The 25,327-nt window shown below is 66.3% G+C and carries 20 protein-coding genes; 6 read left to right on the top strand and 14 right to left on the bottom strand.

Annotated features, from left to right (window positions below; translation table 11 throughout):
- Window positions 1-31: 31 nt before the first annotated feature.
- Window positions 32-1,396 (bottom strand): Pup--protein ligase, encoded by a 1,365-nt coding sequence (gene pafA, locus EU513_RS13540; RefSeq protein ID WP_129626818.1) that lies wholly within the window; start codon window positions 1,394-1,396, stop codon window positions 32-34.
- Window positions 1,397-1,486: 90 nt separating this feature from the next.
- Between pafA and EU513_RS13545 the strand changes: the two genes are divergently transcribed.
- Window positions 1,487-2,491 carry an NAD-dependent epimerase/dehydratase family protein gene (locus EU513_RS13545; RefSeq protein ID WP_129626820.1) on the top strand — a complete coding sequence of 335 codons (1,005 nt, stop codon included), beginning with the start codon at window positions 1,487-1,489 and terminating at the stop codon, window positions 2,489-2,491.
- A gap of 179 nt (window positions 2,492-2,670) precedes the next feature.
- Here the strand turns inward: EU513_RS13545 and EU513_RS13550 are convergent, their stop codons facing one another.
- The 5 genes from EU513_RS13550 to EU513_RS13570 all read right to left on the bottom strand — a co-directional run bounded on the left by EU513_RS13550 (window position 2,671) and on the right by EU513_RS13570 (window position 8,300).
- Window positions 2,671-4,458, bottom strand: a complete 1,788-nt coding sequence (locus EU513_RS13550; RefSeq protein ID WP_129626882.1) for an ABC transporter ATP-binding protein — start codon at window positions 4,456-4,458, stop codon at window positions 2,671-2,673.
- Window positions 4,459-4,535: 77 nt separating this feature from the next.
- Window positions 4,536-6,440 carry an ABC transporter ATP-binding protein gene (locus EU513_RS13555; protein WP_240796063.1) on the bottom strand — a complete coding sequence of 635 codons (1,905 nt, stop codon included), beginning with the start codon at window positions 6,438-6,440 and terminating at the stop codon, window positions 4,536-4,538.
- A 155-nt stretch (window positions 6,441-6,595) separates the two neighbouring features.
- Window positions 6,596-7,297, bottom strand: a complete 702-nt coding sequence (gene prcA, locus EU513_RS13560) for a proteasome subunit alpha (protein ID WP_129626824.1) — start codon at window positions 7,295-7,297, stop codon at window positions 6,596-6,598.
- A 2-nt stretch (window positions 7,298-7,299) separates the two neighbouring features.
- Window positions 7,300-8,115: a proteasome subunit beta gene (gene prcB, locus EU513_RS13565; protein ID WP_129626826.1), complete on the bottom strand. Its 816-nt coding sequence runs from the start codon at window positions 8,113-8,115 to the stop codon at window positions 7,300-7,302.
- Complete coding sequence (locus tag EU513_RS13570) at window positions 8,112-8,300, bottom strand: ubiquitin-like protein Pup (protein WP_129626828.1); 189 nt, start codon at window positions 8,298-8,300, stop codon at window positions 8,112-8,114. The genes prcB and EU513_RS13570 overlap by 4 nt, the downstream gene beginning before the upstream one ends.
- 91 nt (window positions 8,301-8,391) lie before the next feature.
- Here EU513_RS13570 and EU513_RS13575 point away from each other — a divergent pair, with 91 nt between their 5' ends.
- Window positions 8,392-9,612, top strand: a complete 1,221-nt coding sequence (locus tag EU513_RS13575; RefSeq protein WP_129626830.1) for a CapA family protein — start codon at window positions 8,392-8,394, stop codon at window positions 9,610-9,612.
- A gap of 9 nt (window positions 9,613-9,621) precedes the next feature.
- On the opposite strand, the gene dop is transcribed toward EU513_RS13575, so the two are convergent.
- Window positions 9,622-11,124 carry a depupylase/deamidase Dop gene (gene dop / locus EU513_RS13580; RefSeq protein WP_129626832.1) on the bottom strand — a complete coding sequence of 501 codons (1,503 nt, stop codon included), beginning with the start codon at window positions 11,122-11,124 and terminating at the stop codon, window positions 9,622-9,624.
- A gap of 69 nt (window positions 11,125-11,193) precedes the next feature.
- Here dop and EU513_RS13585 point away from each other — a divergent pair, with 69 nt between their 5' ends.
- Window positions 11,194-12,159, top strand: a complete 966-nt coding sequence (locus tag EU513_RS13585; RefSeq protein WP_129626834.1) for an alpha/beta hydrolase — start codon at window positions 11,194-11,196, stop codon at window positions 12,157-12,159.
- Window positions 12,156-12,542 carry a DUF3054 domain-containing protein gene (locus EU513_RS13590; RefSeq protein WP_129626836.1) on the top strand — a complete coding sequence of 129 codons (387 nt, stop codon included), beginning with the start codon at window positions 12,156-12,158 and terminating at the stop codon, window positions 12,540-12,542. The genes EU513_RS13585 and EU513_RS13590 overlap by 4 nt, the downstream gene beginning before the upstream one ends.
- Here EU513_RS13590 and EU513_RS13595 read toward each other — a convergent pair.
- From EU513_RS13595 to EU513_RS13615, 5 genes are all read right to left on the bottom strand, one after another.
- The gene (locus EU513_RS13595; protein WP_129626839.1) at window positions 12,529-13,161 is read right to left on the bottom strand and encodes a B12-binding domain-containing protein; all 633 of its coding nucleotides are present in this window, start codon (window positions 13,159-13,161) and stop codon (window positions 12,529-12,531) included. The genes EU513_RS13590 and EU513_RS13595 overlap by 14 nt on opposite strands.
- A gap of 146 nt (window positions 13,162-13,307) precedes the next feature.
- Window positions 13,308-13,853 (bottom strand): hypothetical protein, encoded by a 546-nt coding sequence (locus tag EU513_RS13600; RefSeq protein WP_129626840.1) that lies wholly within the window; start codon window positions 13,851-13,853, stop codon window positions 13,308-13,310.
- A 34-nt stretch (window positions 13,854-13,887) separates the two neighbouring features.
- Window positions 13,888-15,573, bottom strand: coding sequence for a proteasome ATPase (gene arc / locus EU513_RS13605; RefSeq protein WP_129626884.1), 1,686 nt, complete (start codon window positions 15,571-15,573; stop codon window positions 13,888-13,890).
- Between the two features lie 81 nt (window positions 15,574-15,654).
- Complete coding sequence (locus EU513_RS13610; protein WP_129626842.1) at window positions 15,655-16,722, bottom strand: tRNA (adenine-N1)-methyltransferase; 1,068 nt, start codon at window positions 16,720-16,722, stop codon at window positions 15,655-15,657.
- Between the two features lie 50 nt (window positions 16,723-16,772).
- Window positions 16,773-17,903: a site-2 protease family protein gene (locus tag EU513_RS13615; RefSeq protein ID WP_129626844.1), complete on the bottom strand. Its 1,131-nt coding sequence runs from the start codon at window positions 17,901-17,903 to the stop codon at window positions 16,773-16,775.
- Between the two features lie 257 nt (window positions 17,904-18,160).
- Here EU513_RS13615 and EU513_RS13620 point away from each other — a divergent pair, with 257 nt between their 5' ends.
- Window positions 18,161-19,798 carry an HNH endonuclease signature motif containing protein gene (locus tag EU513_RS13620; protein ID WP_129626846.1) on the top strand — a complete coding sequence of 546 codons (1,638 nt, stop codon included), beginning with the start codon at window positions 18,161-18,163 and terminating at the stop codon, window positions 19,796-19,798.
- Between the two features lie 111 nt (window positions 19,799-19,909).
- Window positions 19,910-20,743 carry a PD-(D/E)XK nuclease family protein gene (locus tag EU513_RS13625; RefSeq protein ID WP_239702866.1) on the top strand — a complete coding sequence of 278 codons (834 nt, stop codon included), beginning with the start codon at window positions 19,910-19,912 and terminating at the stop codon, window positions 20,741-20,743.
- On the opposite strand, the gene EU513_RS13630 is transcribed toward EU513_RS13625, so the two are convergent.
- The gene (locus EU513_RS13630; protein ID WP_129626847.1) at window positions 20,734-21,393 is read right to left on the bottom strand and encodes an HAD family phosphatase; all 660 of its coding nucleotides are present in this window, start codon (window positions 21,391-21,393) and stop codon (window positions 20,734-20,736) included. The genes EU513_RS13625 and EU513_RS13630 overlap by 10 nt on opposite strands.
- A gap of 5 nt (window positions 21,394-21,398) precedes the next feature.
- Window positions 21,399-25,109: a methionine synthase gene (metH, locus tag EU513_RS13635; protein WP_240796066.1), complete on the bottom strand. Its 3,711-nt coding sequence runs from the start codon at window positions 25,107-25,109 to the stop codon at window positions 21,399-21,401.
- Window positions 25,110-25,327: the final 218 nt, after the last annotated feature.

Raw genomic sequence — 25,327 nt, forward strand, 5'->3', positions numbered from 1 at the left:
GGCGGGACTGTGCGGGGGCTGTCAGCCCGGCTCAGCCCATCGCCTCGATCAGCGCGGTCACCCGCGGATCCTCGTTGGCGAACGGGTCCTTGACCAGCACCGTTCGTTGCGCCTGGTCGTTGAGTTTGAGGTGGATCCAGTCGACCGTGAAGTCGCGGCGATGCTGCTGGGCCGCCCGGACGAAGTCGCCGCGCAACTTGGCGCGGGTCGTCTGCGGCGGCGTGGTCACCGCCGCGGTGATCTCGTCGTCGGTGCAGATCGTGGCCGCCCGACCGGCCCGTTGCAGGATGTCGAAGACACCGCGTCCGGGTTTGATGTCGTGGTAGGTCAGGTCGAGCTGCAGCATGCGCGGGTGATCGAGGTCGTAGCCGTGTTTGGTGGCGACCTGGTCGAGCAGCTTCTTCTTGATCACCCAGTCGATCTCGGTGTCGACCAGCGAGTGGTTGTCGGTCTCGATCGCGGTCAGCGTCCGGCCCCACAGGTCCAGCACCCGTTTGGTGGTCTCGTCACTGATGCCCTGCCGTTCGACGAATGCCGTTGCCCGCTCGAAGTATTCGGTCTGCATGGCGAGCGCCGAGATCTCCTTTCCGTTGGCGAGACGCACCAGCGTGCGGCCGGAGATGTCGTGGCTCATCTCGCGAATGGCGCGGATCGGGTTGTCGAGGCTCATGTCCCGCATCGGGATGCCTTCCTCGATCATCTGCAGCACCAGGTGGGCCGATCCCAGTTTCAGTTGTGTGGTGGTCTGCGACATGTTGCTGTCGCCGACGATCACGTGCAGCCGCCGGTAGTGCTCGGCGTCGGCATGCGGTTCGTCGCGGGTGTTGATGATCGGGCGCGAACGGGTCGTCGCGCTGCTGACGCCTTCCCAGATGTGGTCGGCGCGCTGGCTGACCGCGTACACCGCCCGATTGCCGAGCTGGACGATCTTGCCTGCGCCACAGGTGATCTGGCGGCTGATCAGAAACGGGATCAGGTGCTCGGAGACCCGCTGGAAGTCGCCGTGCCGCGAGACCAGGAAGTTCTCGTGGCATCCGTAGGAGTTGCCGGCCGAGTCGGTGTTGTTCTTGAAGATGTAGATGTCGCCGCGGATGTCGTCCTCGGCCATGCGCTCCTGGGCGTCGACCGCGAGATCGACCAGGATGCGCTCCCCCGCTTTGTCCTGGATCACCGCCTCGCGGATGTCGTCGCACTCCGCGGTGGCGTACTCGGGGTGGCTTCCGACGTCGAGGTAGAGACGGGCGCCATTGCCGAGGAAGACATTGCTCGAGCGTCCCCAGCTGACCACACGACGGAACAAGTAGCGCGCCACCTCGTCGGGCGTCAGCCGGCGCGTCCCGCCGGAGGTGCACGTCACGCCGTACTCGGTCTCGATGCCAAAGATGCGCCGCTGCATGCTCCGACCCTAGACGGGTGTCGGACGCGCGCTGTGCGCCGAAAGCGAAACATCCTGGTCAGTGGGACGAAAGCCTGCTGACATGGGGTCATGCGACTCCTCATCCTCGGCGGTACGGCCTTCCTCGGACGAGCAACCGCGAGGGCTGCACTCGACGCCGGTCATGAGGTGGTCTGTCTCGCCCGTGGCGCGAGCGGGTCGGTGGTCGACGGGGCCGAACTCGTCCGGGGCGAGCGGAGCACACCGGACGGGTACAACGGCCTCATCGGCGAGTTCGACGCGGTGATCGATGTGGCCCGCGACCCGCTGCATGTCCGCACAGCGTTGGACGCGCTCAGCGGCCGTGCCTATCGATGGCTGTTCGTCTCCACCATCAACGTCTACGAGCGGGTCGGTCCCGAGGCCATCGGCGCTGACGAAAGTGCCGCCTTGCTCGAGGCGTGGCACGGTGACGACTGGACGCCCGAGCAGTACGGTGCGGGCAAGGTGACCTGCGAACGCCTTGTCGCACAGGCCTTCCCGAAAGCGCACCTCATCGCCCGGGCCGGTCTGCTGGCCGGACCGGAGGACACCACCGACCGCACCGGCTACTGGTCGCTGCGTTTTGCCCATCCGTCCCGCCCGGACGACAAGGTGCTTGTCCCCCACGTACCGGACGCGAAGGTGCAACTGATCGACGTTCGCGACCTGGCGAAGTGGCTGGTGCGCTGTGCGCAGGACGGCACGACCGGTGTCTTCAACGCGACCGGACCGTCCGTCCCGCTGCACGCCGTGCTCGCGACCGCTCGTCGGGTCGCCGGACACACTGCGGATCTCGTTGCGGTGCCGCCGGATTGGCTGCAGGCGCACGCAGTTTCCCCGTGGATGGGTGAGCGCTCGTTACCGCTGTGGGTGCCCTGGCCCGAACTCGCCGGCATGATGAGCGTCGACGCCGGCGCGGCCCGGCAGGTGGGTCTGGAGGTGCGGCCGCTGGCCGACACCTTCACCGACACCCTCGCCTGGGAACTACGAGCGGGTCCGGGCCGGCCCAGGAATGCGGGTCTCTCCCCCACCGACGAAGCCGATCTGATCACCACCCGGCTGCGCGAACGCTGAACGCGCCAACGGCCCGGCAGCTACGCGCTGCCGGGCAATCCACTCAGACGCGGATCAGTCCTTGTCAGTCCCGCCGCCGTTCGTCCCGACGCTCACGCTCGCTCCGCTCCGTGCTGGATTCCGCGCCGCGAGTACGGAACCGTCGCACCCCCGGCCGAAACCGTCGTCGGGCGGCAGCGTCAGGCGAGCGAGTCGATCCAGGCCTGGTGCAGGGACGCGTACCGGCCGCCTTCACGGGTGATGAGGTCGCGTGGCGGACCGTCCTCCAGTACCTGCCCGTGTTCGAGAACGACTACCCGGTTGGCCACCTCGACCGTGGAGAGTCGGTGGGCGATGATCAGCGCGGTCCGGCCGGCCAGGATCGTCTGCAATGCCTGCTGCACCAGCCGTTCGCTGGGGATGTCGAGCGAAGAGGTGGCCTCGTCCAGGATCAGCACGTCGGGGTCGGCGAGGAACGCCCGCGCGAACGCGATGAGCTGCCGCTGGCCGGCCGACAGTCGTCCGCCGCGCTTGGCGACATCGGTGGCGAAGCCATCGGGCAAGGCGTCCACGAAGGTGTCGGCGCCGACGGCTGCGGCCGCTTCGCGCACCTGTTCGTCGGTCGCGTCCGGACGTCCGAAGCGGATGTTGTCGGCCACGGTGCCCTCGAACATGAAGTTCTCCTGGGTCACCATCACGACATGACGGCGCAGGTCGGTCTGCGACAGATCGCGCAGGTCGTGGCCGTCGAGCAGGACGCGTCCGGAATCGGGGTCGTGGAACCGGGCGATGAGCTTGGCGATCGTGGTCTTTCCCGCACCGGTCGTACCGACCAACGCGACGGTCTGTCCGGCCGGGACGCGCAGGTCGAGCCCGGGAAGCACCGGTCGTCCCTCGACGTAGGAGAAGTGGACGTCGTCGAACTCCACTTCGCCGCGGACGTCGGTGAGCTCGGTCGGCTGCTCCGGGTCGCCGATCGCCGGCTTCTCGTCGAGCACCACCGCGAGCTTCTCCAGCGCGGAGGTCGCGGACTGGAAGGTGTTGTAGAACTGCGTGATCTCCTGCATCGGCTCGAAGAACATCCGCAGGTAGAGCAGGAACGCGGTCAGCACGCCGATGGTGATCTCGCCGTGCATCGCCAGGTAGCCGCCGTACAGCAGCACCACGCCCGTCGTGAGGTTGCCGATCAGCTTCACGCCGGGCATGAAGATGGCGATCAGGCGCATGGTGCGGATGTTGATGTCGCGATAGCGGTCGGCGAGGTCACCGAAGATCTGCTGGTTGCGGGGTTCGCGACGGTAGGCCTGGACGGCCTTGATGCCGGTCATCGACTCCACGAACTGCACGATGACCAGCGCCGAGATCTCACGCACCAGTCGGTACGCCTTCGCCGACTCGCGGCGGAACCACAGTGACAGCGCGATCAGGAACGGGAAACTGATCAGGCACACCAGGCCCAGGCGCAGATCGAGGGTGACCAGCAGGATCGAGGTGCCGACCAGGGTGAGGACTGCGGTGATGAGGCCGTCGAAGCCGTTCTCCAGCATCTCCTGGATGGCTTCGACGTCACTGGTCGAGCGGCTGACCACCCGGCCGGAGGTGTACCGGTCGTGGAAGGACACGTCGAGCTTGCCGAAGTGCTTGAAGACGCGGCGGCGTAGTTCGAGCAGCACGTTCTGGCCGATGCGCCCGGACTGCAGGATGAACAACATCCGGAAGCAGCCCTGGAGAACCAGTGCGATCAGCAGGGCGATGACGACCTGGGTGAGCACGCTGGAGTCGCCGGAGCGCTGCAGCGGCGGCACTCCCTCGTCGACACCGATCTGCACCAGACGCGGCACGGCGAGGCGTGCTGCATTCTCGATGACGACGGCGACGCCGAGCACCGCGACGAGGCGGCGGTACGGACGAAGGAGGTCCCACAGCAGCGCCTTCGCCTGACCGCGTTCGGCGTTCTTCTCGACGTCGTCCTGCTGTTGTTCTGCCATCCGGCCACGCCAGGAGGCAGCTTCCTGTTCGATCGATTCGGGTGTGGTGCCGGCTGATTTCTGGTCGGTGTCGGTGCTCATCGGCGTCCCTCGCGATCGTCGTCGGATTCGACGTCACGGCTTCGTCCGGCGAGGACGACCTCGTCGCGCGCCTCACGTCGTTCATCGGTCTGCCAGGGTTCGTCGTGCTCGAGATCGGGATCGAGTTCGTCGTCCGCCGCCAGTAGGTAGCGGTACTGCGGGACGGTCGCCAACAACTCGGTATGAGATCCGACATGGGTGATCGTGCCGTGCTCGAGCAACGCCACCTTGTCGGCGAGCAGGACGGTCGAGGCACGGTGTGCGACAACGATTCCGGTCGCGTCGGCGAGCACGTGGCGCAAGGCTTCCTCGACCAACGCCTCGGTGTGCACGTCGAGCGCGGACAGCGTGTCGTCGAGCACGAGGATGCGCGGATCGGCCAGCACCGCACGAGCGAGCGAGAGCCGTTGCCGCTGCCCACCGGACAGGCTCATCCCCTGCTCGCCGATGCGGGTGTCGAGGCTGAACGGAAGGTCTTGCACGAACTCCGCCTGAGCGACCTGGATCGCTGCGTCGATCTGTTGTGGCGTCGCGTCCGGGTTGCCGAGCGTGAGGTTCTCGCGGACCGACATCGAGAACAGCGTGGGATCCTCGAACGCCGTCGCAACGACCTTGCGCAGCACCGGCAACGGAAGCTCGCGTACGTCGACGCCGTCGATCAACACGGCGCCTTCGGTGACGTCGCGCAGGCGCGGGATCAGTCCGGTGAACACCGACTTGCCCGAGCCGGTCGCGCCGACAAGGGCGACCGTCTCCCCCGGCTCGACCACCAGGTTCAGATGACGCAGCACCCATTCGTCGCTGTCGGGGAACCGGAACCCTGCATCGCGCAGTTCGAGCCGGCCGCCGGTGATGCGGGTGTCGCTCGTGCCGCTCTCGACGGTGCGTGGCGTGTCGAAGATCTCGGCGACACGGTCTGCCGCGGTCACGGTCTCCTGCAGCATGGACAGCAGGAAGCCGAGGGCGGCGATCGGCCAGACCAGGTTGAGCATGAAGGTGATGAAGGCGACGAGCGTGCCGAGCGTGATGTCGCCGTTGCCGACGGCATGGGCGCCCATCGCGAGCACGATCACCAGCGTGGCGGTCGGGATGACTTCGAGCAGCGTCCAGAACCGCGACATGATCTTGACCTTGCGCAACTGGATCTCACGCAGTTCGGTCGCCTGGGTGTCGAATCGGTCGAACATGTACTGCTCGCGTCCGAACGACTTGACGACGCGAAGGCCGAGCGCTGCCTCCTCGACCTGTGTGGCGACGTTGCCGGTCTGGTCCTGAGCGGCACGGGAGGCCTTGCTGAACTGGCGCTCGTAGTGCAGGTTCGCGCCGACCACCGGCCCGATCGAGATCAGCACCACCAGACCGAGCGGCCAGTACATCCCGAGCAGGATCGCCGTGACAACCACAACCTGAATCACGTTGAGAATCAACAGGACCGACCCGAAGCCGATGAAGCGACGCATCATGCCGAGGTCGTTCATCACCCGGGAGAGCAATTGGCCCGACTGCCAACTGCCGTGGAAGCTCATCGGCAGCACCTGCAGGCGCGCGTGCAGTTGCTGGCGGATGTCGTTCTCGACGCCGGTGCTCGCGGTCTGCACCAGCCACCGGCGGATCATCCACAGTGCCGCTTCGGCGACACCGAGAAGGAGAGCGCTACCGCCGAGGATCCACAGACCGCGCTCGTCGTTGTGCGCGACCGGGCCGTCGATCACCGCCCGCGTCATCAGCGGGATCGCGATCGTGCTGCCGATGGAGGCCAGCGCGACGATGAACATGACGATCATCCGGGTGCGGTACGGGCGCAGGTACGGCAACAAGCGGACCAGCGCATTGCCCCGCAGACCGGAGCGCCCGGGCGGGGAGATGCTGGGTTCGCTGAGGAGTTCGCCGGCGTCCGTCACCGATTCCGTCGAACGACCTGTGGTCCTGCGTGCTTCGACCGCCAAAAGCTGACGCGCCCCCTCCAAAATCATTAGGCGCCGAACTGTGCGCCGGTTCCGAAGTATGCCAGCAGGCATCGAACAACCCACGGATCGTGACCGGGCTTCGGGAGAAATCAGGCCTGCGGGGCGCTGAGCAATTCGCGCAGTAGAGGTACGGGCAGGCGTCGGAAGGTGCGACGCTCGCGGCTGCGGTCGAGCACCGCCACCTCGAGCAGGTCGGCGGTGAGTTCTCGCGGATTACCTTCGGCATCGACACCGAGCAACCGCACCGCCAACTGCAGTGCGCCGCCGAGGTCGAGGTCGGGACGCCATTCCTGCTCCAGTCCGGCGGAGATCCGATCTGCGCCGCCGCCCATGGCGACGTACCCGTGCTCGTCCGCGACGGACCCGTCGTACATCAGGCGGTAGATCTGGTCGTCGTCCGCCGTCGCGCCGATCTGCGCGACCACGATCTCCACCTCGTACGGCTTCGACTCCTGGGTGAACACCGTGCCGAGCGTCTGCGCGTACGCGTTGGCCAGGCCTCGGGCGGTGACGTCGGAACGGTCGTAGGAGTACCCGCGCAGATCGGCGTACCGGACCCCGGCCACCCGTAGGTTCTCGAACTCGTTGTACTTGCCGACCGCCGCGAAGGCGATCCGGTCGTAGATCTCGGAGATCTTGTGCAGTGCTCGGCTGGGGTTCTCGGCGACGAACGCGATGCCGCCTTCATAAGCGAGCACGACCACCGCGCGCCCACGAGCAATTCCCTTGCGCGCGTAGTCGGCCCGATCCTTCATGAGTTGTTCGGGCGAGACGTAGAACGGCATGCTCATCGCTACGCGTCCCCTTCCCTGCGGGCACGGACGACGGTCTCCACGACCGCCTCGATCTCGACATCGGTGACGAACCGCGAGCCTTCGGCGTCGAGGATCGCGACATTGGGCCAGATGCGCCGGCCGGGGTCGGGACCACCGGTTGCGGAGTCGTCGTCGGCGGCGTCGTACAGCGCCTCGACGATCACCCGCACGGCGTCATCCTGACTCATCCCCGAGCGCCAGAGCTTCTTCAGAGCGCCGCGGGCGAACAAGGACCCCGAGCCGACCGAGTGGTACTGGTGCTCCTCGTAGCAACCGCCGGTGACGTCGTAACTGAACATGCGGCCCTTGCCGGTGTCGAGATCGAACCCGGCGAACAGCGGTACGACCGCCAGCCCCTGGATCGCCATTCCGAGGTTGCCGCGAATCATCGAGGCGAGCCGATTCGCCTTGCCCTGCAACGAAAGTCGGTCTCCCTCGATCTTCTCGTAGTGTTCGAGTTCCACCTGGAACAGGCGCACCATCTCGATCGCGACACCGGCGGTGCCGGCGATGCCCACCGACGAGTAGTCGTCGGTGAGGAAGACCTTCTTCATGGTGTGGCTGGCGATGAGGTTGCCCATCGTGGCGCGCCGGTCACCGGCGACCAGCACGCCACCGTTGTAGGTGAGCGAGACGATCGTCGTGCCGTGCGGAGCGTCCACCTGCACACTCGAGGGCGCATGGGTCGAGTCGGGCATCAGCGTCGGGGCGTAGGCCTGCAGGAACTCGGTAAACGACGAGGATCCCGGGGCGAAGTACGCGGCCGGCAGTCGTCCGCTCGGGTCCGCGGTCACTGGCCGCCCTTCTGGACGAACCCGCGCACGAACTCTTCGGAGTTCGCCTCGAGCACGCCGTCGATCTCGTCGAGGACACTGTCGATGTCGCCGGTCTGAACCTGCGGTGCAGCGGGTGCGGGTGGCGGCGTCTCCTGCGCCGGGTCGCCGTCGCGGCGCTGGGGGTTGATGCGTTCCTGTGCCATGACACCGTCTTTCCTCGCGCGTACTGAACTACGTCCACCCTAACCGCGTGGCGGCGAGGCGGCCCGGTAGTCCGCGGTTACTGTGTCGCACATGCGTACAAGGGGTATGAAGAGGGCGCGTGTGACGGTCGCCGCGGCATTCGCCGCGTCCGTGATTCTGGGCGGTTGCGCCCTGGGTGGTTCCGATTCCGGAACCTCAGGAGACGGTGGGAGCCGAAGTGAAGGCTCCAGCGCACGTTCCGGTAGTTCAGGAAGCCCCGGGAGTGATGGCGAGACCGCGCAGACAGGGGCCGACCGCCTCACGATCGCCTTCAGCGGCGACGACATCCCCCAGGAAGATCCCATCAAGGCCGCCAAGGCGCAGAGCAAGGACGGCGGTTACGACTTCAAGGCTCTGATGGCCGATGCCAAGCCGTTCACCGAGTCCGCCGACCTCGCCATCTGCAACATGGAGGCCGCGCTGTCCCCTGACAACACCAACCTCACGAAGGGGTTGCGGCACAACGGTCCTCGCGAGTTCGCCGAAGCGATGGCGTGGATGGGCTACGACGGCTGCAGCACCGCGAACAACCACACCTTCGATGCCGGCGTGAAGGGTCTCGCCGATACACGAACGGTGATGGCGGACCACGGTCTGAAGGCCGCCGGACCCGGGCCGGACGCGAACACACCGGGTCAACCGGCCATGTACGACGTCAAGGGCGTCAAGGTCGCCCACCTCGCCTACAGCTACACCCTCGACAACTTCGCCGGCGGCAGCGACCTGTGGGTTCCGGACGAGGCGATCTGGATGAAGGAGGCGATGTGGAAACGCAAGAAGGCGAGCGGGATCATCGCCGACGCCGTCGCCGCACGCAAGTCCGGTGCTCAGATCGTGCTCGTCTCGATGCACTGGGGCAACGCGAACGATCACGCCCCCACACCGGCCATGGTCGAGACCGCGAACGAGCTCATGCAGTCGGGTTCGGTGGACACGATCATCGGAAACCACGCCCACGTCGTCCAGAAGTGCGAGCGGGTCAACGGGAAGATGGTCTATTTCGGCCTCGGCAACCAGATCTCCGACCAGGGCGTGAACTGGGGCTTCCCGGACGCCACCCAGGACGGCGTCATGGTCAAGGTCAGTTTCGAGCGCGGTGACGACGGCAGGTGGACACAGCCCAAGGCCGTCTTCCAACCCACCCGGGTCGCCCGTACGGCCGGCTACTTCGTTCGCCTGGTCACCGCGGACTCCAACAAGGTGTCCTACGAGCGCACCAGCAGCCTGATCAAGGGGCCGGGTAACTCGTGCAATCTGTCGCCCGCGAGTTGAAGCGCTCCGTCAGTCGGTGAGCAGCGTCCGCAGCAGTTCGTCCGCGCTGCCGGCCCGGTCGAACAGTGCGCCGACATGTTGCTGGGTGCCGCGCAGGGGTTCGAGCATCGGCACCCGCTGCATCGTGCATCGCTCAGGGACGTCGAAGATGACCGAGTCCCACGAGGCTGCGGCGATGTTCTCGCCGAACTGACGGACGGCGCGTCCGCGGAAGTAGGCACGGGTGTCGGTCGGCGGGTTGCTCACCGCCGCCTCGACGTCCGCCGCCGAGATGAGTTCGTCGAACCGGCCGCTCGCGGCGAGCTTGTGGAAGATCCCCTTCTCGGCCCGTACATCACTCCACTGAATGTCGATCGCCCGCATCTTCGGGTCACTCCATTCCAGCCCGCGGTTCCGATACCCCTGCAGCAGCTGAAGTTTCGCAACCCAATCAACCTCGCGGGCCGCCGACATCGGGTCGTCGGCGAGCTTGTCGAGCACCTGCTGCCACCGGTCGAGCACCTCCACGGTCTCGCTGTCGAGGTCGTCGCTGCCCAACCAGTCACGCACCATCTGCAGGTAGGCGTACTGGATCTCCAGTGCGGTGAGTTCGCGGCCGTCCTCCAACCGCACCGAGGTGCGCAGCGTCGGGTCGTGCGAGATCGCCCGCAGCGCGGCGACCGGCTCCTGCAGGGCGAGATTCTGCGTCACCGCCCCGGCTTCGATCACCCCGAGCACCAGGCTGGTCGTGCCGAGCTTGAGAAAGTTCGCGACATCGCAGTGGTTGGCGTCGCCGATGATGACATGCAACCGGCGGTACTTCTCGGTGACCGCGTGCGGCTCGTCACGGGTGTTGATGATCGGACGCTTCAGCGTCGTCTCCAGGCCGACCTCGGTCTCGAAGAAGTCGGCCCGCTGCGACAACTGGAATCCGGCACGCTGTGATTCGGTGCCGATTCCGACCTTGCCCGAACCGCAGACGACCTGACGTGAGACGAAGAACGGGATGAGGCCACTGACGATGTCGGCGAACGGCGTCAGGCGCCGCATCAGGTAGTTCTCGTGCGTTCCGTAGGACGCGCCCTTGCCGTCGGTGTTGTTCTTGTAGAGGTTGAGCGGCGGCATGCCAGGCTGGTTCAGCAGCCTGGCCGCCTCGCGCATCACGAGTTCACCGGCGCGGTCCCAGATGACCGCGTCCCGTGGCCCGGTGACCTCCGGCGAGCTGTATTCCGGGTGGGCGTGGTCGACGTACAAGCGTGCACCGTTGGTCAGCACGACGTTCGCCATCGTCGGATCTTCCTCGTCGGTGAGCTGACTCGGATCGGCGAACTCGCGGTCCATCGCGAACCCGCGGGCGTCCTGCAACGGCGCCTCGTCGGCGTAGTCCCAGCCCGTCTGTCCCGAGCGAAGTCCCACCGATCGGGCGTACGCGGTGACGACCCGCCCGGACATCAGCATCGGATTCGCGGACGGGTCCCCCGGCTGCGAAATGCCGTACTCGGTCTCGATACCCATCACCCGGCGCACGCTCATGGGCCCAGCCTATGAGCCGAGGCTGTGTCGCACCCCGTGGTGTCCGTGCCCGGCAGCGATACTGCTGCCATGTCCCGAACGACCTGGTCCGACACCGCCGGCATGCCGTTGCGTACCCGTGCCCTGTGCTTCGGCTTGGCGCGCCTGCAGCGCACCACCTTGTCGGAGATGAGCCTGGAACAGATCGCAGCGTCCCGAGCCCTCTCCCCCGCGCCGAAGTTCCCTGCCTCGCTCATCATCGGCTCGGTGACCAAGGGCGTGTCGATCGACGAATTCAGCATGGCCGGACGCGACGGGCACGACATCACCGTGCGCCGCTACCGCACCCGCCGCCACACCGACCGCGTGCTGCTGTACATCCACGGCGGTGGGTGGGTACGCGGGCGTCCGCGGGACTACGACTCGATGCTGTCAATGCTCGCCGACCGGGCCGACTGCACCGTGCTCGCACCGGACTACCGCAAGGCTCCGGAGCACAAAGCGCCTGCGGGACTGCACGATTCGCTGGACGTCTTCGACTGGTTGTCGCACGGTCCGGCCGAGTGCGGCACGGATGAGCCGCGCGTCGTCGTCGGCGGTGACAGCGCCGGCGGTAACCTCTCGGCGCTCGTCGCGATCCACGCCCGCGACCACAACCGCGAACTGCTGGGACAAGTGCTGATCTACCCGGCGACCGACCTGTCGATCGTGCACGAGATGCGCCGAGCGCCCGCACTGACCGGAGGCGACATGGACCGCTACAAGGAGCTGTACCTCGAGGGCACCGGTCTGCGGGACACCGACCCCACCTTGTCGCCGGCGCGTGCCGACCTGCGCGGTCTGGCGTCTGCTCTGGTGCAGACGGCGGACCGTGACCCGCTGGCCCAGGAAGGGATCGATTTCGCCCGGATGCTCGAACGCGCCGGGGTCCGGGTGCGCCTCACCCGGTACTACGGCGTCCCGCATGGCTTCCTCAACATGCCCGGCGCGACCAGCTGCGGCCACCAGGCACGGATGGAGATTGCCGACCAGCTGAACGACTGGTGGGTGCGATGAGCGCCGAGGTGGCCCGCCACAGGACGGCGCGCTGGTACCTGCTCGCACTCGACGTCTTCGTCGTGACGGTCTTCGCGGCCATCGGACGCCGGACTCACGGTGAGGCAAATCCTCTTGTGGGAGTGCTGGATACGGCGTGGCCGTTCCTGCTCGGCATGGTCGCCGGCTGGGTGGTCGCGTACTACAACTGGGACCGCCGCGTGCCGGTGCATGTCCCGGCCGGGGTTGCGATCTGGGTCTGCGCGATCGCGATCGGCATGCTGGTGCGGCGGATCATGGGCGACGGTACGGCGCTTGCTTTCGTCGTCGTCGCGACCCTGTTCGTCGGCGCCGGATTGATCGGCTGGCGCCTCATCCGGACGCTGGTGCTCAGGCGGGGCTGACGCTCCGGTCTTGACGCGTCTTCAACGCTCCGGCAACGACGTCCGCAGCGGCGGGCCAGTCGAGCGGCAACGGGGTCACTCCGCGCACGGCCGGTCCGTTCACCGCTCCGCCGCCGATGAAGACCTTGGTGACGGTGCTCAGTTCGCGCAGGCGGTCGCTGTGCAGCAGCAACGGGCCGGGGCGAGTGCCGGTGAGGATGCAGGCGTCCGCGCAGACCGCTCGCACGGCGGCCAGGATCGCGGTCCACGGCGTGTCCGCACCCAGGACGACGGGCTGCCAACCGCGGTCGCGCAGCATGAGCCCGAACAGGTGCGCCGGAAGGTCATGCAGTTCCCCGGGCGGACAGGCGAGCACGATCTTGCCGTGGACGGGGCCACTGCCCTTGCGCCGGAACTCCCCGATGACATTGCGGATGATCTGTGATCCGTGGTGCTCGTGGGCGACGCTGAGCGTGCCGTTCTCCCACATCTCCCCAATGATCCCCAGGACAGGCACGAGCAATTCCGCGACCACCGCGTCATTGCCGCGCGCACTCTGGAAATCGACGATGTGCCCGCGCATCCGGGCGGCGTCCAGGCCCATGACCGCGTCGAAGACGTCTCGCTGCGGGTCGGTCATCCGATCCACCCGTGAGTTCGTCTGTTCGATCAAGGAGGGCACCACTCTCGCGTCGGTGTACCAGCCGAGGCAGGCACGTGAGTTCTTTGCCGAACTATCTTTTCACAGAGACGTCCCGGAGGCCGACTGATTACGAACTTCGCGCCTCAGTGGCCAAACAGAGCAGACAGACCCGAACGTGCGCCGTCGGCGTCGAATCGCGCCTCGACCCGGCGCAGTACGGCGGGCGTCGGCAGCACGTGCATGAACATCAGCACCAGGCTGATCAGGGCGGCAGGGATGTAGCTGAGGATGTTGCCCTGCAACGCGATGGTCAGCGCAAGCGCGAGGATCGCCGGCGCCTCCGCCAAAGCGAATCGCAGCATCATCCCGGGGCGGTACGCGTTGAGCACGGTGTTCGCATCCGGGCGGGCGCCGACCGGGAACGGCTTCTCCGGATAACCGGCGATCTGTATCGCGACTGCGGTCAGCACCGCGACCACCACACCGAGCAGCGTCGCAACCAACTGGAAGTCGTTCTGCCCCGTCACGACGGCGACGACGATCCCGAAGGCGACGATCGCGGCACAGAGCGAGAACGCCATGATCCGCAGCGCCTGAGCCCCCGGGTGCACAACTCCGTTGCCATTGGCGGACAACGGTTTTCCGTCGATGAAGGCTTGTTGCTGTGGGTGCTGGTCGCCGTGATTCACGCGATCTTCTGTACTTGTTCGACTGCCGGCGTCCTCAGAGGTACTGGCCGGTGGTGGCGACCGAATCGATCGCCTTGGCGGATCCGCCGCCGGTCTTGCCGTCGATCAGAGTGCGGATGTAGGTGATCCGTTCCCCCTTCTTGCCCGAGATGCGCGCCCAGTCGTCCGGGTTGGTGGTGTTGGGCAGGTCTTCGTTCTCCTTGAACTCCACGACGCAGCTCTGCAACAGGTGCTCGACCCGGATGCCCTTGACGCCGGTCGTGAGCTGATCCTTGATCGCCATCTTCTTGGCCCGGTCGACGATGTTCTGCACCATCGCGCCGGAGTTGAAGTCCTTGAAGTACAGGACCTCCTTGTCGCCGCTGGCGTAGGTGACCTCAAGGAAGCGGTTCTCATCGACCTCGGCGTACATCCGCTCAACGGTCGCCTGGATCATCGCGTCGACCGCGGCCTGCTTGTCACCACCGTGCTCGGCCACGTCGTCGGGGTGCAGCGGCAGCGTCGCGGTGAGGTACTTGCTGAAGATCTCGTGGGCGCTCTGGGCGTCCGGCCGTTCGATCTTGATCTTCACGTCCAGACGTCCGGGACGCAGGATGGCCGGGTCGATCATGTCCTCACGGTTGGAGGCACCGATGACGATGACGTTCTCGAGTTTCTCCACGCCGTCGATCTCCGCGAGCAGCTGCGGCACGACGGTTGTCTCGACGTCGGAGCTCACGCCCGAACCGCGGGTACGGAACAACGACTCCATCTCGTCGAAGAACACCACCACGGGCGTGCCGTCCGAGGACGCCTCACGGGCGCGCTGGAAGATCAGCCGGATGTGCCGCTCGGTCTCACCGACGTACTTGTTGAGCAGTTCCGGACCCTTGATGTTCAGGAAATAGCTCTTGGTCTGGTCCTGACCGGTCTTCTCGGCCACCTTGCGCGCCAGCGATGCCGCGACCGCCTTGGCGATCATCGTCTTTCCACAGCCGGGAGGGCCGTACAGCAGCACGCCCTTGGGCGGACGGAGCGCGTGCTCACGGAACAGGTCGGCGTGCAGATAAGGCAACTCGACCGCGTCCCGGATCTGCTCGATCTGGCCGGTGAGCCCACCGATGTCCTCGTACTGGATGTCGGGCACTTCCTCCAACACCAAATCGGCCACCTCGGCCTTGGGGATACGTTCGAAGACGAAGTTCGTGCGTGCGTCCAGCAGCAGCGAGTCGCCCACCCGGATGCGTTCGTCCTTGAGCGCAGCCGCCACCCGGCAGACCCGCTCCTCATCGCCGTGCAGCACGACGAGCACCCGGTCCTCGCCGAGGAACTCCTTGCACTGCACGAGTTCGCCGACGTTCTCATAGCCCAGCGTCTTGACCACGTTGAGGGCTTCGTTGAGTACGACCTCGCGTCCCGGGACCAGGTCGGTCTGCTCGATGGTCGGGCTGACCGAGACGCGCATCTTGCGCCCGGACGTCAGGATGTCGACGGTGTCGTCGGATCGTTCGAGCACCACGCCGAAGGAGGCCGGCGGTTGGGCGAGGCGGTCGATCTCACCCTTGAGCGACACGATCTGTTCGCGCGCGTCCTTCAGGGTGCGCACCAGCCGCTCGTTCTGTGTCGACAAAGTCGCCTGTGCCGACTGCAGCTGGCGGATCGTCTGTTCGAGATCGAGCCGCTGGGTCGGGTTGGTGACGCGCGTCCGCAGGGCCTCGACCTCGGCGCGCAGACTCTGCATCTCGTCGTACTGCGGGTTCTGACCGGTGGGGCGTTGGTCGGACACGTCACTCTCCTTCGACAGACGGCTCCGGCTTCGACCCTAACCGCCGGGACGCTCCTGGTCCGATTGCTGCTCACTGAATGAACGCGCCAGCTTGCGGACCTTCTTGTCCGAGACCGGCCGCTCCCCCACGTCTTCCGGGCTCCACTCGCCCGACGGCATGACGGCCTGGACGTCGGCTTCGTCGTAACCGTCCGCGGCACCCTTGCTCGGGCGACGCTTGCGCACCGGCGGGGTGACCCCCGGAGCGAGGCGGCGGGTGGAGATGAGGAAGCCGGTGTGGCCGTGCATCCGGTGCTCCGGACGCACCGCGAGACCTTCGAGGTGCCAGCCGCGAACGAGCGACTCCCACGCTTGCGGCTCGGTGAAACCGCCGTGGTCGCGCATCGCCTCGGCCGTGCGGGACAACTGCGTCGCGGTCGCGACGTAGCAGATGAGCAGTCCACCCGGCGCCAAGGCATCGCCGACCACGCCGAGGCAGTCCCACGGCGCGAGCATGTCGAGCACCACGCGGTCGACGGTGCCGTTCTCGACGGTCTGCGGGAGTGCGTCGACCAGATCGCCGACGGTGATCGACCACCCGGGATGCGGGGCACCGAAGAAGGAGTTGACGTTGCCCTTCGCGATCTGCGCGAAGTCATCGCGCCGCTCGAAGGAGTACAGACGTCCCTGGTCGCCGACCGCGCGCAGCAACGACATCGACAGCGCACCCGAGCCGACGCCGGCCTCGACGACCGTCGCGCCCGGGAAGATGTCACCCATGGTGACGATCTGACCGGCGTCCTTGGGGTAGACGACGGCGGCCCCGCGAGGCATCGACAGCACGAAGTCAGGCAGCAGCGGCCGCAACGCGAGGTACTCGACGCCGGCGGTGTTGGTGATTGTGGTGCCGTCCGGGCGGCCGATCAGATCGTCGTGCGCGAGGTACCCACGGTGGGTGTGGAACTGCTTGCCCGTGCCGAGCGTGATCGTGTGCATCCGACCTTTCGGATCGGTGAGTTGGACGCGTTCGCCCTCGGTGAAGGGTCCGCGGCGCAGGTTGGCACCGAGCGGGCCGTCCGTGGTCGCCGGGACGCTGTCGGTGCTGCTTTCAGGGGCGTCGGTCATGAGGCGCAAGTCTAGGTCGCACCGGCTGGTGCTCCGAACCGGCGAACGGGTCAGCGGACGGCGGAGCGCACCGCAGCGATGAGTTCGTCGCGCTCGATCCAGCCCACCGGGCGTCCGTCCGGTGCCAGCACGACGGTGCGCTCGGCGACTTCGCCGTGCCTCGCGGCGTTGTCGACCAGCTTGGAAAGGTCGTGTTCGGCGTCCTCGTCGTGTTCCAGGCGTACCACCCAGGGTCCGGACGGTTTGAGCATCAGCGCGGAAGCCGGGGTGGCCGCTCGTTGGTCGAGCGGCACCATCATCGCGCTCCCGGCCGGAACGAAGCCCTCGGGCTCACCGTTCGGCGCCATCAGGACGGTGTCGTACGGCGGCAGGTGCTCGACCGCGATGTCGTACGGGGCCGCCGACAACGGACGCAGGATGTCGCGCAGCGCGACCGACCCGAGCTGGCTGCTGACGTTGCCCCGGTTGATCGCCGCGGACGCCCCGAACCACATGAAGGACGCGATGAGCGCGATCCAGATCGTGCCGATGAGGGACAACGGACGGCCCTGCACCATGGGCCAGACGATGAGGACCGCGATGACGGCCAGCGTCACCAGACGTCCGCACCAGCCGGCGACGACCGTCCCCTTGTTTCGGTTGCCGGTGGCGGCCCACACACCCGCTTCGACCAGGTGGCCGCCGTCGAGGGGGAAGCCGGGCAGGAGATTGAACGCCGCCACCAGGCCGTTCGCCCAGGTGAACGCAACGACCAGCAGGCGGGCGACATCCGGCAGATCGAGTTGCAGTACACCGAATCCGATGAGTGCGAGCAGCGCATTGGACAGCGGGCCTACTGCCGCGACAATCGCGCTGCTGCCGGCGGTGCGGCCTTCCTTGGTGAAGGAGGTATGGCCACCCCAGAGGTCGGCGACGATCTGGTGCACCTCGAACCCGCGCCATTGTCCGGCCAGCGCGTGCGCAGCCTCGTGGACAAGGACGGAGATGAGCAGACCGACGACGTACGCGAAGGCGACGACGTAGGCAGTGGTCCCGAGTTCGGGCAGTGCCCGCTGCACCTGTGGACCGAAGGTGAACACGATGACGACCGCGATGAGCACCCAACTGCGTCCGATGAACACCGGCACTCCGCGCAGCGATCCGATCTTGAGACCGGGGGCCGGCTGCGGGGTCTGCGTCATGGACGAAGGTTAACCGTCGGCTCTGTGCGCCTCCGAATCCAGTTGCGCGACGGTCGAGCCTGACCGATGTCGCTGGGTTGAGCCTGACCGACATCGCTGGTTGAGCCCGACGCCCGAGGAACGAGGGCATCGGTGCCGAAACCACCGGGACGCGACACGACGGCGGCCTCGCTTTCGGAAACCTCCTGTTTGGTCGATCGCGGCACGGCACGAATTCGCCGACGGAGGTTGTCGGTGGTCCCGCCTAGAGTCTTCGTATGGCCCTTAGCTACGAGTTCTACGAACCGGTCTCACCGGTGGAATTCGTTCTGCTGCAATCGCTTTCAGATCAGAAGCAGCGTTTGTTGAACCAGCTTCTGAACGCTTTGGGGTCACCCGCGGAGATGCTGACGTTCGCGAACCGGATCTCCCGTGAAGCGTTCCACCGGCTCGAATCAGACGCCGTGCGCAACACCGAGTCCATCGCCACCACCCGATCCGTCGACGTCGATGACCATCGCATGCTCGAGAAAGCAGTGACCGGTTCCACCCAGTTGGCATCCACCTCCCAAGCCGTCCAAGCCATGGCCATGGCTCGGTATGCCGCGATCGACGAGGAGTTGGTCGATTCCGACACCGGGGTCACGGCGAAGGTCGAGCACGCGCTCGGTCACCAGGCGTCGTTTGCCGACACCGACCTGGCGGCTGCCTGTCAGATGGCACCCCGCACCGCGTCGAGCAAGATGAGCAACTCCATCGATGCGTGCACCAAAACGCCCGGTCTGTTGGCGGCCGCGGTCGAGGGTTCGATCCCGTACTGGAAGGTCAGCCTCGTTGCCTCCGAGCTGGTGAACGCCTCACCCAAAACCTCCCACCGGGTCGAGCAGCACCTGCTCGACACCAAAGGCTTCGACACCTGGGGTTACCTGAAGGTGAAGAGCGCCGCACGGGCACTGGTGACCCAATGGGAGGAAGAAGCCGCGAAGAAGACCCGCCAGAAGGAAGCCAAAGAAGCCACCGGTGTCTGGGTGCGTCCCTCCGACATTGCCGGGATGGCCGAGCTGTGTGCCATCGGACCGGCCGACCAGATCGCCCGCATCTACGGAGCCGTGGACCAGTTGGCTGATCAACGCTCGAAGAACCCGACCGCAAGCGAGGGCAGCGAGACCGGTGAGTCGAAGCCGACGCTCGGACAACTGCGCCTCGGCGCGTTGCACGACCTCGTCACACAAGGCGCCGACGTGACCTACCAGGTCGTGATCCAGGTCCCTGTCGTGCGCGAGGAACGCGAGGAACAGGCTGCGACGGCCACCAAACGTGCCACCGACGACCCGAAACACGAGCCCGAGGCGTCCCCGGACGACGGATCACCCCCACCCGGACAATCCACCTCATCCCCGCGAGGTCCTGATGACTCCAAGCAGGCCGCCGACACTGGTGGCTCCGAATCCGGCTCAACGACAACCGAATCGAACCACTGCTACACAACGGGGTGGGCACGGATCGCAGGGATTGGGTTCATCCGGCCCGAAGTCCTCGACGCGTTGATCGACCAGTTCGGTTGCCGCCTGACCCGAGCAATGGTCGACGCCGACACCGGAGTCACCTGCGAGACCTCGACGACGGCGTACGAGCCGACATCAAGGATGAGGGAGTTCGTCCAACGACGCGACCAGACCTGCCGGTTCCCGATGTGCACCAGGACCGCCATCAGGTGCGACATCGACCACGTCATCGAATGGCCGCAGGGACCCACCGCCGGGCACAACCTCGCCGCACTCTGCCGACACCATCACGACGCAAAGACCAAGAAGCACTGGGACTACCAAATGAGCGACGACGGAGTCTGCACCTGGACCTCCCGCACCGGCCGCACATACGTCACCTACCCCGACTGCGTACACGACGCCTCGTAGGTCCCAGCCTGTCGGAGCCGGGGCTGAGTGTCGGTGGGGCTGTCTAGGGTCATACCCATGCAGGACGGCATGATGACTGATTCAAGGATTGGCGATCATCCGGTGACACGTGTGAAACGAGCGATCTCGCCGAGCCGCGCGGCCGACTACATGCAATGTCCGCTGCTGTACCGCTTCCGCGTCATCGACCGGCTGCCCGAGCCACCGTCCGCCGCGGCCGCTCGCGGCACTCTCGTCCACGCCGTGCTGGAACGACTCTTCGATGTCGAGGCGGCCGATCGGACGCTCGAGCATGCCCACTCTCTGCTCGCACCGCAGTGGGAGGCGCTCGTCGAGAGCGAGCCCGAACTCGCGTCCCTGGTCGACGGAGAGCTCGGCGACTGGCTGCGTCCGGCCCGCACGCTGGTCGAGAAGTGGTTCGCGCTCGAGGATCCGACCCGTCTCGAACCGGCCGAGCGGGAGCTCTATGTCGAAGCCGAGGTCGACGGGCTCACCCTGCGCGGCTACGTCGACCGCCTCGACGTGGCACCGACGGGTGAGATGCGGGTGGTCGACTACAAGACCGGCCGCTCGCCGTCCGCACTGTTCGAAGCCAAGGCGCTGTTCCAGATGAAGTTCTACGCCTTGGTGCTGTGGCGCACCCGGGGCGAGATCCCCCGCCTGCTGCAACTGGTCTACCTCGGCAACGGGGAAATCGTCCGCTACTCCCCCGACGAGCGCGAACTGCTGGCGACCGAACGCAAGATCAAGGCGCTCTGGGACGCCATCGCGCGGTCGGCGAGCACCGGCGACTGGCGTCCGTCCCGTTCACGCCTGTGCTCCTGGTGCAGTCACCAGGCGCTGTGTCCGGAGTTCGGCGGCACCGCGCCACCGCTGCCTGCACTCGCAGCGGAACGCGCAGTGGATCCCGCGTATGCCGGTGAGCCGGAGGTAGGTCAGGACTGAGTCGTGCGGCTCCACAATGACTCGATGGTCTCCCCGGCCAGCGTCGCGACCTTCACCGCACCGACCTCGTCCGGCACGTCGACGATGTGCGGCACCGCGATGGTCCGGGCTCCGGCGGCGACCGCCGAGCGCGCACCGGTCGGCGAATCCTCCACCGCCAGACAGTGGCTGGGATCGACCCCGAGTGCCTCGGCGGCGACGAGGTAGGGCTGGGGATGCGGCTTGCCGTGCTCGACCACGTCCCCGGTGACGACCGCACCGAACGTGCCCGTGGGCAGTTCGTCCACCATCACCCGCGCGAAGGACTCGTAGGACATCGTCACCAAGGCATTGGGAATCCCTTGTGTCACAGCCGCTTTCAGCAACTCAGCGGCACCGGGACGCCACGGGATGTGCTCCTGCATCTGCCTGATCACCGACTTCAGGAGGGTGTCGACGATCTCCTCGTCGGGTAGTGCCACCGGCGAGTTCTCCCTGATCATCTGCGCCGACACCACGAGCGGGTTACCGACGAGTTGGTGCGCCAACTCATCGGTCCACACACCACCGAACGAGGCGACAAGTTCACGCTCGGCGTTCATCCAGTACGGCTCGGTGTCGACCAGCGTGCCGTCCATGTCCCACAGAATCGCTTCCGGCATCTCTGCCATCACGATCAGTCCTCCGGTTCGTAGCCGAGGTTGGGCGAGAGCCACTTCTCGGCCTGCTTCAGCGTCCAGCCCTTGCGCTGCGCATACGACTCCACCTGGTCACGGTTGATGCGTCCGACCACGAAGTACTGCGAATCTGGGTGGGAGAAGTACCAGCCCGAGACGGACGCGCCCGGCCACATGGCCATCGACTCGGTGAGTTCGATGCCGGTCTGGTTCTTCACGTCGAGCAGTTCCCAGAGGGTCGCCTTCTCCGTGTGATCGGGGCAAGCGGGGTAGCCGGGGGCAGGACGGATGCCGCGGTACCTCTCGGCGATCAGGTCCTCGTTCGAGAGCGTCTCGTCGGCGGCGTAACCCCACAGTTCGTGACGCACGACCTCATGCATCCGCTCGGCGAAGGCCTCGGCCAGGCGGTCGGCGACCGATTCCAGCAGGATCGCGCTGTAGTCGTCGATCGCGTCCTTGAACTCCTTGATCTTGTCGCCTGCGCCCAGGCCTGCGGTGACCGCGAAACCGCCGATGTAGTCGCGCAGGCCGGAGTCCTTCGGGGCGATGTAGTCGGCCAGGGACTTGTTCGCGACACCTTCACGGTGCTGCCCCTGCTGGCGCAGGTGGTGCAGCATCGTGCGGATCTCACTGCGCGACTCGTCGGTGTAGACCTCGATGGAGTCGCCGACGGAGTTGGCCGGGAAGAACCCGACGACGCCGGACGCCTCGAGCCAGTTCTCGGCCTCGATCTTGTCGAGCATCGCGTTCGCCTCGTCGTACAGCTTGCGCGCGGTCTCCCCCGTCGCCGGGTTGTTGAGGATGTCGGGGAAGCGTCCCTTCATCTCCCAGGCATTGAAGAACGGCTGCCAGTCGATGTACTTGCGCAGCGTGGCGATCGGGTAGTTGCGCACCACCTTGGTCCAGCTGCGGATCTGCCCGTGCACCTGGTCGTTACCGGTGTTCTCGTCCTGCTGCAGCAACATGTGCGGACGCTGCGGCTGGTAGTTCGACCAGTCGATCGGGGGACGCTTGGCCATCGCCTGCTCGTAGGAGATCAGCGGGCGGTCGTTCTTCTTCGCCGCGTGGCGCTGCCGGATCGACTCGTAATCACGCTCGACCTCGTCCAGGAAAGGTTGCTTGCGAGTGTCGGACAGCAGCGCAGACGCCGTCGGCACCGAACGCGAGGCGTCCTTCACCCACACGACCGGTCCGTGGTACTTCGAGGTCACGCGGACGGCGGTGTGTGCCTTCGACGTGGTCGCGCCGCCGAGCAACAACGGGATGTCGAACCCCTGTCGCTCCATCTCCTGCGCGACACCGACCATCTCGTCCAGCGAGGGAGTGATCAGACCCGACAGGCCGATGATGTCGGCGTTCTCCGCCTTCGCGGTCTCCAGGATCTTGGCGGTGGGCACCATCACGCCGAGGTCGACGACGTCGTAGTTGTTGCACTGCAGCACCACACCGACGATGTTCTTGCCGATGTCGTGCACATCGCCCTTGACCGTCGCCATGACGATCTTGCCCTTGGCGCGCACCGCGTCGCCCGGCTTCTTCTCCGCCTCGATGTACGGAATCAGGTGTGCGACAGCCTTTTTCATCACGCGCGCCGACTTCACGACCTGCGGCAGGAACATCTTGCCGGCACCGAAGAGGTCTCCGACGACGCCCATGCCGTCCATCAGCGGGCCCTCGATGACGGCCAGTGGCCGCTCCCCCGCCTCGGCGAGCTCGACCCGCATCTCCTCGGTGTCGGCGACGACATACTCGTCCATGCCCTTCACCAACGCGTGCGTGATGCGTTCGCGTACAGGAAGATTGCGCCACTCGAGGGCCGCGCTGTTGTCGACCGGGCCGGCTTCCTTGTTGTGCTCGGCCGCGATCTCCAGCAGCCGCTCCGTGGAGTCGGGACGTCGGTTGAGCACGACGTCCTCGATGCGCTCCTTGAGTTCGGGATCGATCTGGTCGTAGACGACCAGTGCGCCGGCGTTGACGATTCCCATGTCCATGCCCGCTTCGATGGCGTGGTACAGGAACACCGCGTGGATCGCCTCGCGCACCGGGTTGTTGCCGCGGAAGCTGAACGAGACGTTCGAGACACCGCCGGAGACCAGGGCTCCGGGCAAGTTCTGCTTGATCCAACGGGTGGCCTCGATGAAGTCGACGCCGTAGTTGGAGTGCTCCTCGATACCCGTCGCGACCGCGAAGATGTTCGGGTCGAAGATGATGTCCTCGGCCGGGAAACCAATCTCCTGCGTGAGGATCTCGTAAGCCTTGGAACAGATCTCCTTGCGACGCTCGATGGTGTCGGCCTGTCCCTCCTCGTCGAAGGCCATGACCACCACGGCGGCGCCGTACTTGCGGCACAGGCGGGCCTGTTCGATGAACGGTTCCAGGCCCTCCTTCATCGAGATCGAGTTGACGATGGGCTTGCCCTGTACGCAGCGCAGACCGGCCTCGATGACGCTCCACTTGGACGAGTCGATCATCACCGGGACGCGGCTGATGTCGGGCTCGGAGGCGATCAGCTTGCAGAAGCGATCCATCGCCTCGATGCCGTCGATCATGCCTTCGTCCATGTTGATGTCGATGACCTGTGCGCCGGCCTCGACCTGCTGACGCGCCACGTTCAGTGCGGTCGGGTAGTCGCCGTCCTTGATCAACTTGCGGAAACGCGCCGAACCGGTGATGTTGGTGCGCTCGCCGACGTTGACGAACAGGGAGTCCTCGACCACGTTGAGCGGTTCGAGACCGGACAGACGCAGTGCGGGGGCGATGCTCGGTACTTCGCGGGGGGACACGCCCTCGACCCGGTCGGCGATCTCGCTGATGTGCTCGGGCGTGGTGCCGCAGCAGCCGCCGAGGATGTTGACCAGTCCGTCCTTGGCGAAGCCGCCGACGACGTCCGCCATCTCCTGAGGAGTCTCGTCGTACTCACCGAAGGCGTTGGGCAGGCCGGCGTTCGGGTAAACCGAGACGAACGCGTCCGCGACCTTCGACAGTTCCGCGACGTACGGGCGCATGTCGGCGGCCCCGAGCGCACAGTTGAACCCGACAGCGAGCGGCTTGGCGTGGCGGACGCTGTTCCAGAAGGCCTCGGTGACCTGACCGGACAGCGTGCGACCGGACGCGTCCGTGATCGTGCCGGAGATGATCACCGGCCACCGGCGTCCCTCCTGCTCGAACAGGGTTTCCAGGGCGAAGATCGCCGCCTTGGCGTTGAGGGTGTCGAAGATCGTCTCGACCAGCAGCAGGTCCGAGCCGCCGTCGATCAGGCCCTGCGCCTGTTCCAGGTAAGCGTCGACGAGTTCCTGGTAGGTGATGTTGCGGGCACCCGGGTCATTGACCTCAGGAGAGATGGACGCCGTCCGGTTGGTCGGGCCGAGTGCACCGGCGACATAGCGCGGTTTGTCATCGGTCGCGGCCTTGTCGCACTCCGCGCGGGCGAGCGCGGCAGAGGCGAAGTTCAACTCGTAGGAGAGATCCTCCATGCCGTAGTCGGCCATCGAGATCCGTTGTGCCGAGAAGGTGTTCGTCTCGATGATGTCGGCGCCGGCGTCGAGGTAGGCGCGGTGGATGTCGGCGATCAACTCGGGCTTGGTGATCGAGAGCAGGTCGTTGTTGCCCTTGACGTCACGCTCCCAGTCGGCGAATCGCTCGCCGCGGAACTCGTCCTCCGACAGTTTGTGGCGTTGAATGAAGACACCCATCGAGCCGTCGAGGATCATCACGCGGGAGTTGAGCGCTTCGGTGAGTTCGGCGGTGGCGTCTGGACGCTGGTGGGTCGTGTCGCGCTCGAAAGTCTCGGAGCGGGAGTCGGAGCGGCTGCTCACTGTTGGTGTTCCCTTCGTAGAGTCGCCCGAGTTTACGACACCTGCATCCCGTTGCCCGGTCACCGCCGAGGCGTGGTCGATCACTCCGTACGCTGGATCGAAGCCGTCGAACC

Source organism: Yimella sp. RIT 621 (assembly GCF_004146205.1).
GTDB classification, from domain to species: domain Bacteria; phylum Actinomycetota; class Actinomycetes; order Actinomycetales; family Dermatophilaceae; genus Yimella; species Yimella lutea.

Coding starts and splice junctions, on each gene's coding strand:
- arc (WP_129626884.1), bottom strand. CDS start 15,573: ATGCAGAGTCTGCGCGCCGAGGTCGAGGCCCTGCGGACGCGCGTCACC.
- EU513_RS13595 (WP_129626839.1), bottom strand. CDS start 13,161: ATGACCGACCCGCAGCGAGACGTCTTCGACGCGGTCATGGGCCTGGAC.
- metH (WP_240796066.1), bottom strand. CDS start 25,109: ATGATCCTCGACGGCTCGATGGGTGTCTTCATTCAACGCCACAAACTG.
- pafA (WP_129626818.1), bottom strand. CDS start 1,396: ATGCAGCGGCGCATCTTTGGCATCGAGACCGAGTACGGCGTGACGTGC.
- EU513_RS13615 (WP_129626844.1), bottom strand. CDS start 17,903: ATGACGCAGACCCCGCAGCCGGCCCCCGGTCTCAAGATCGGATCGCTG.
- EU513_RS13550 (WP_129626882.1), bottom strand. CDS start 4,458: ATGGCAGAACAACAGCAGGACGACGTCGAGAAGAACGCCGAACGCGGT.
- EU513_RS13585 (WP_129626834.1), top strand. CDS start 11,194: ATGTCCCGAACGACCTGGTCCGACACCGCCGGCATGCCGTTGCGTACC.
- EU513_RS13570 (WP_129626828.1), bottom strand. CDS start 8,300: ATGGCACAGGAACGCATCAACCCCCAGCGCCGCGACGGCGACCCGGCG.
- EU513_RS13620 (WP_129626846.1), top strand. CDS start 18,161: ATGGCCCTTAGCTACGAGTTCTACGAACCGGTCTCACCGGTGGAATTC.
- EU513_RS13545 (WP_129626820.1), top strand. CDS start 1,487: ATGCGACTCCTCATCCTCGGCGGTACGGCCTTCCTCGGACGAGCAACC.
- EU513_RS13610 (WP_129626842.1), bottom strand. CDS start 16,722: ATGACCGACGCCCCTGAAAGCAGCACCGACAGCGTCCCGGCGACCACG.
- dop (WP_129626832.1), bottom strand. CDS start 11,124: ATGAGCGTGCGCCGGGTGATGGGTATCGAGACCGAGTACGGCATTTCG.
- EU513_RS13630 (WP_129626847.1), bottom strand. CDS start 21,393: ATGGCAGAGATGCCGGAAGCGATTCTGTGGGACATGGACGGCACGCTG.
- prcA (WP_129626824.1), bottom strand. CDS start 7,297: ATGAGCATGCCGTTCTACGTCTCGCCCGAACAACTCATGAAGGATCGG.
- EU513_RS13590 (WP_129626836.1), top strand. CDS start 12,156: ATGAGCGCCGAGGTGGCCCGCCACAGGACGGCGCGCTGGTACCTGCTC.
- EU513_RS13575 (WP_129626830.1), top strand. CDS start 8,392: ATGCGTACAAGGGGTATGAAGAGGGCGCGTGTGACGGTCGCCGCGGCA.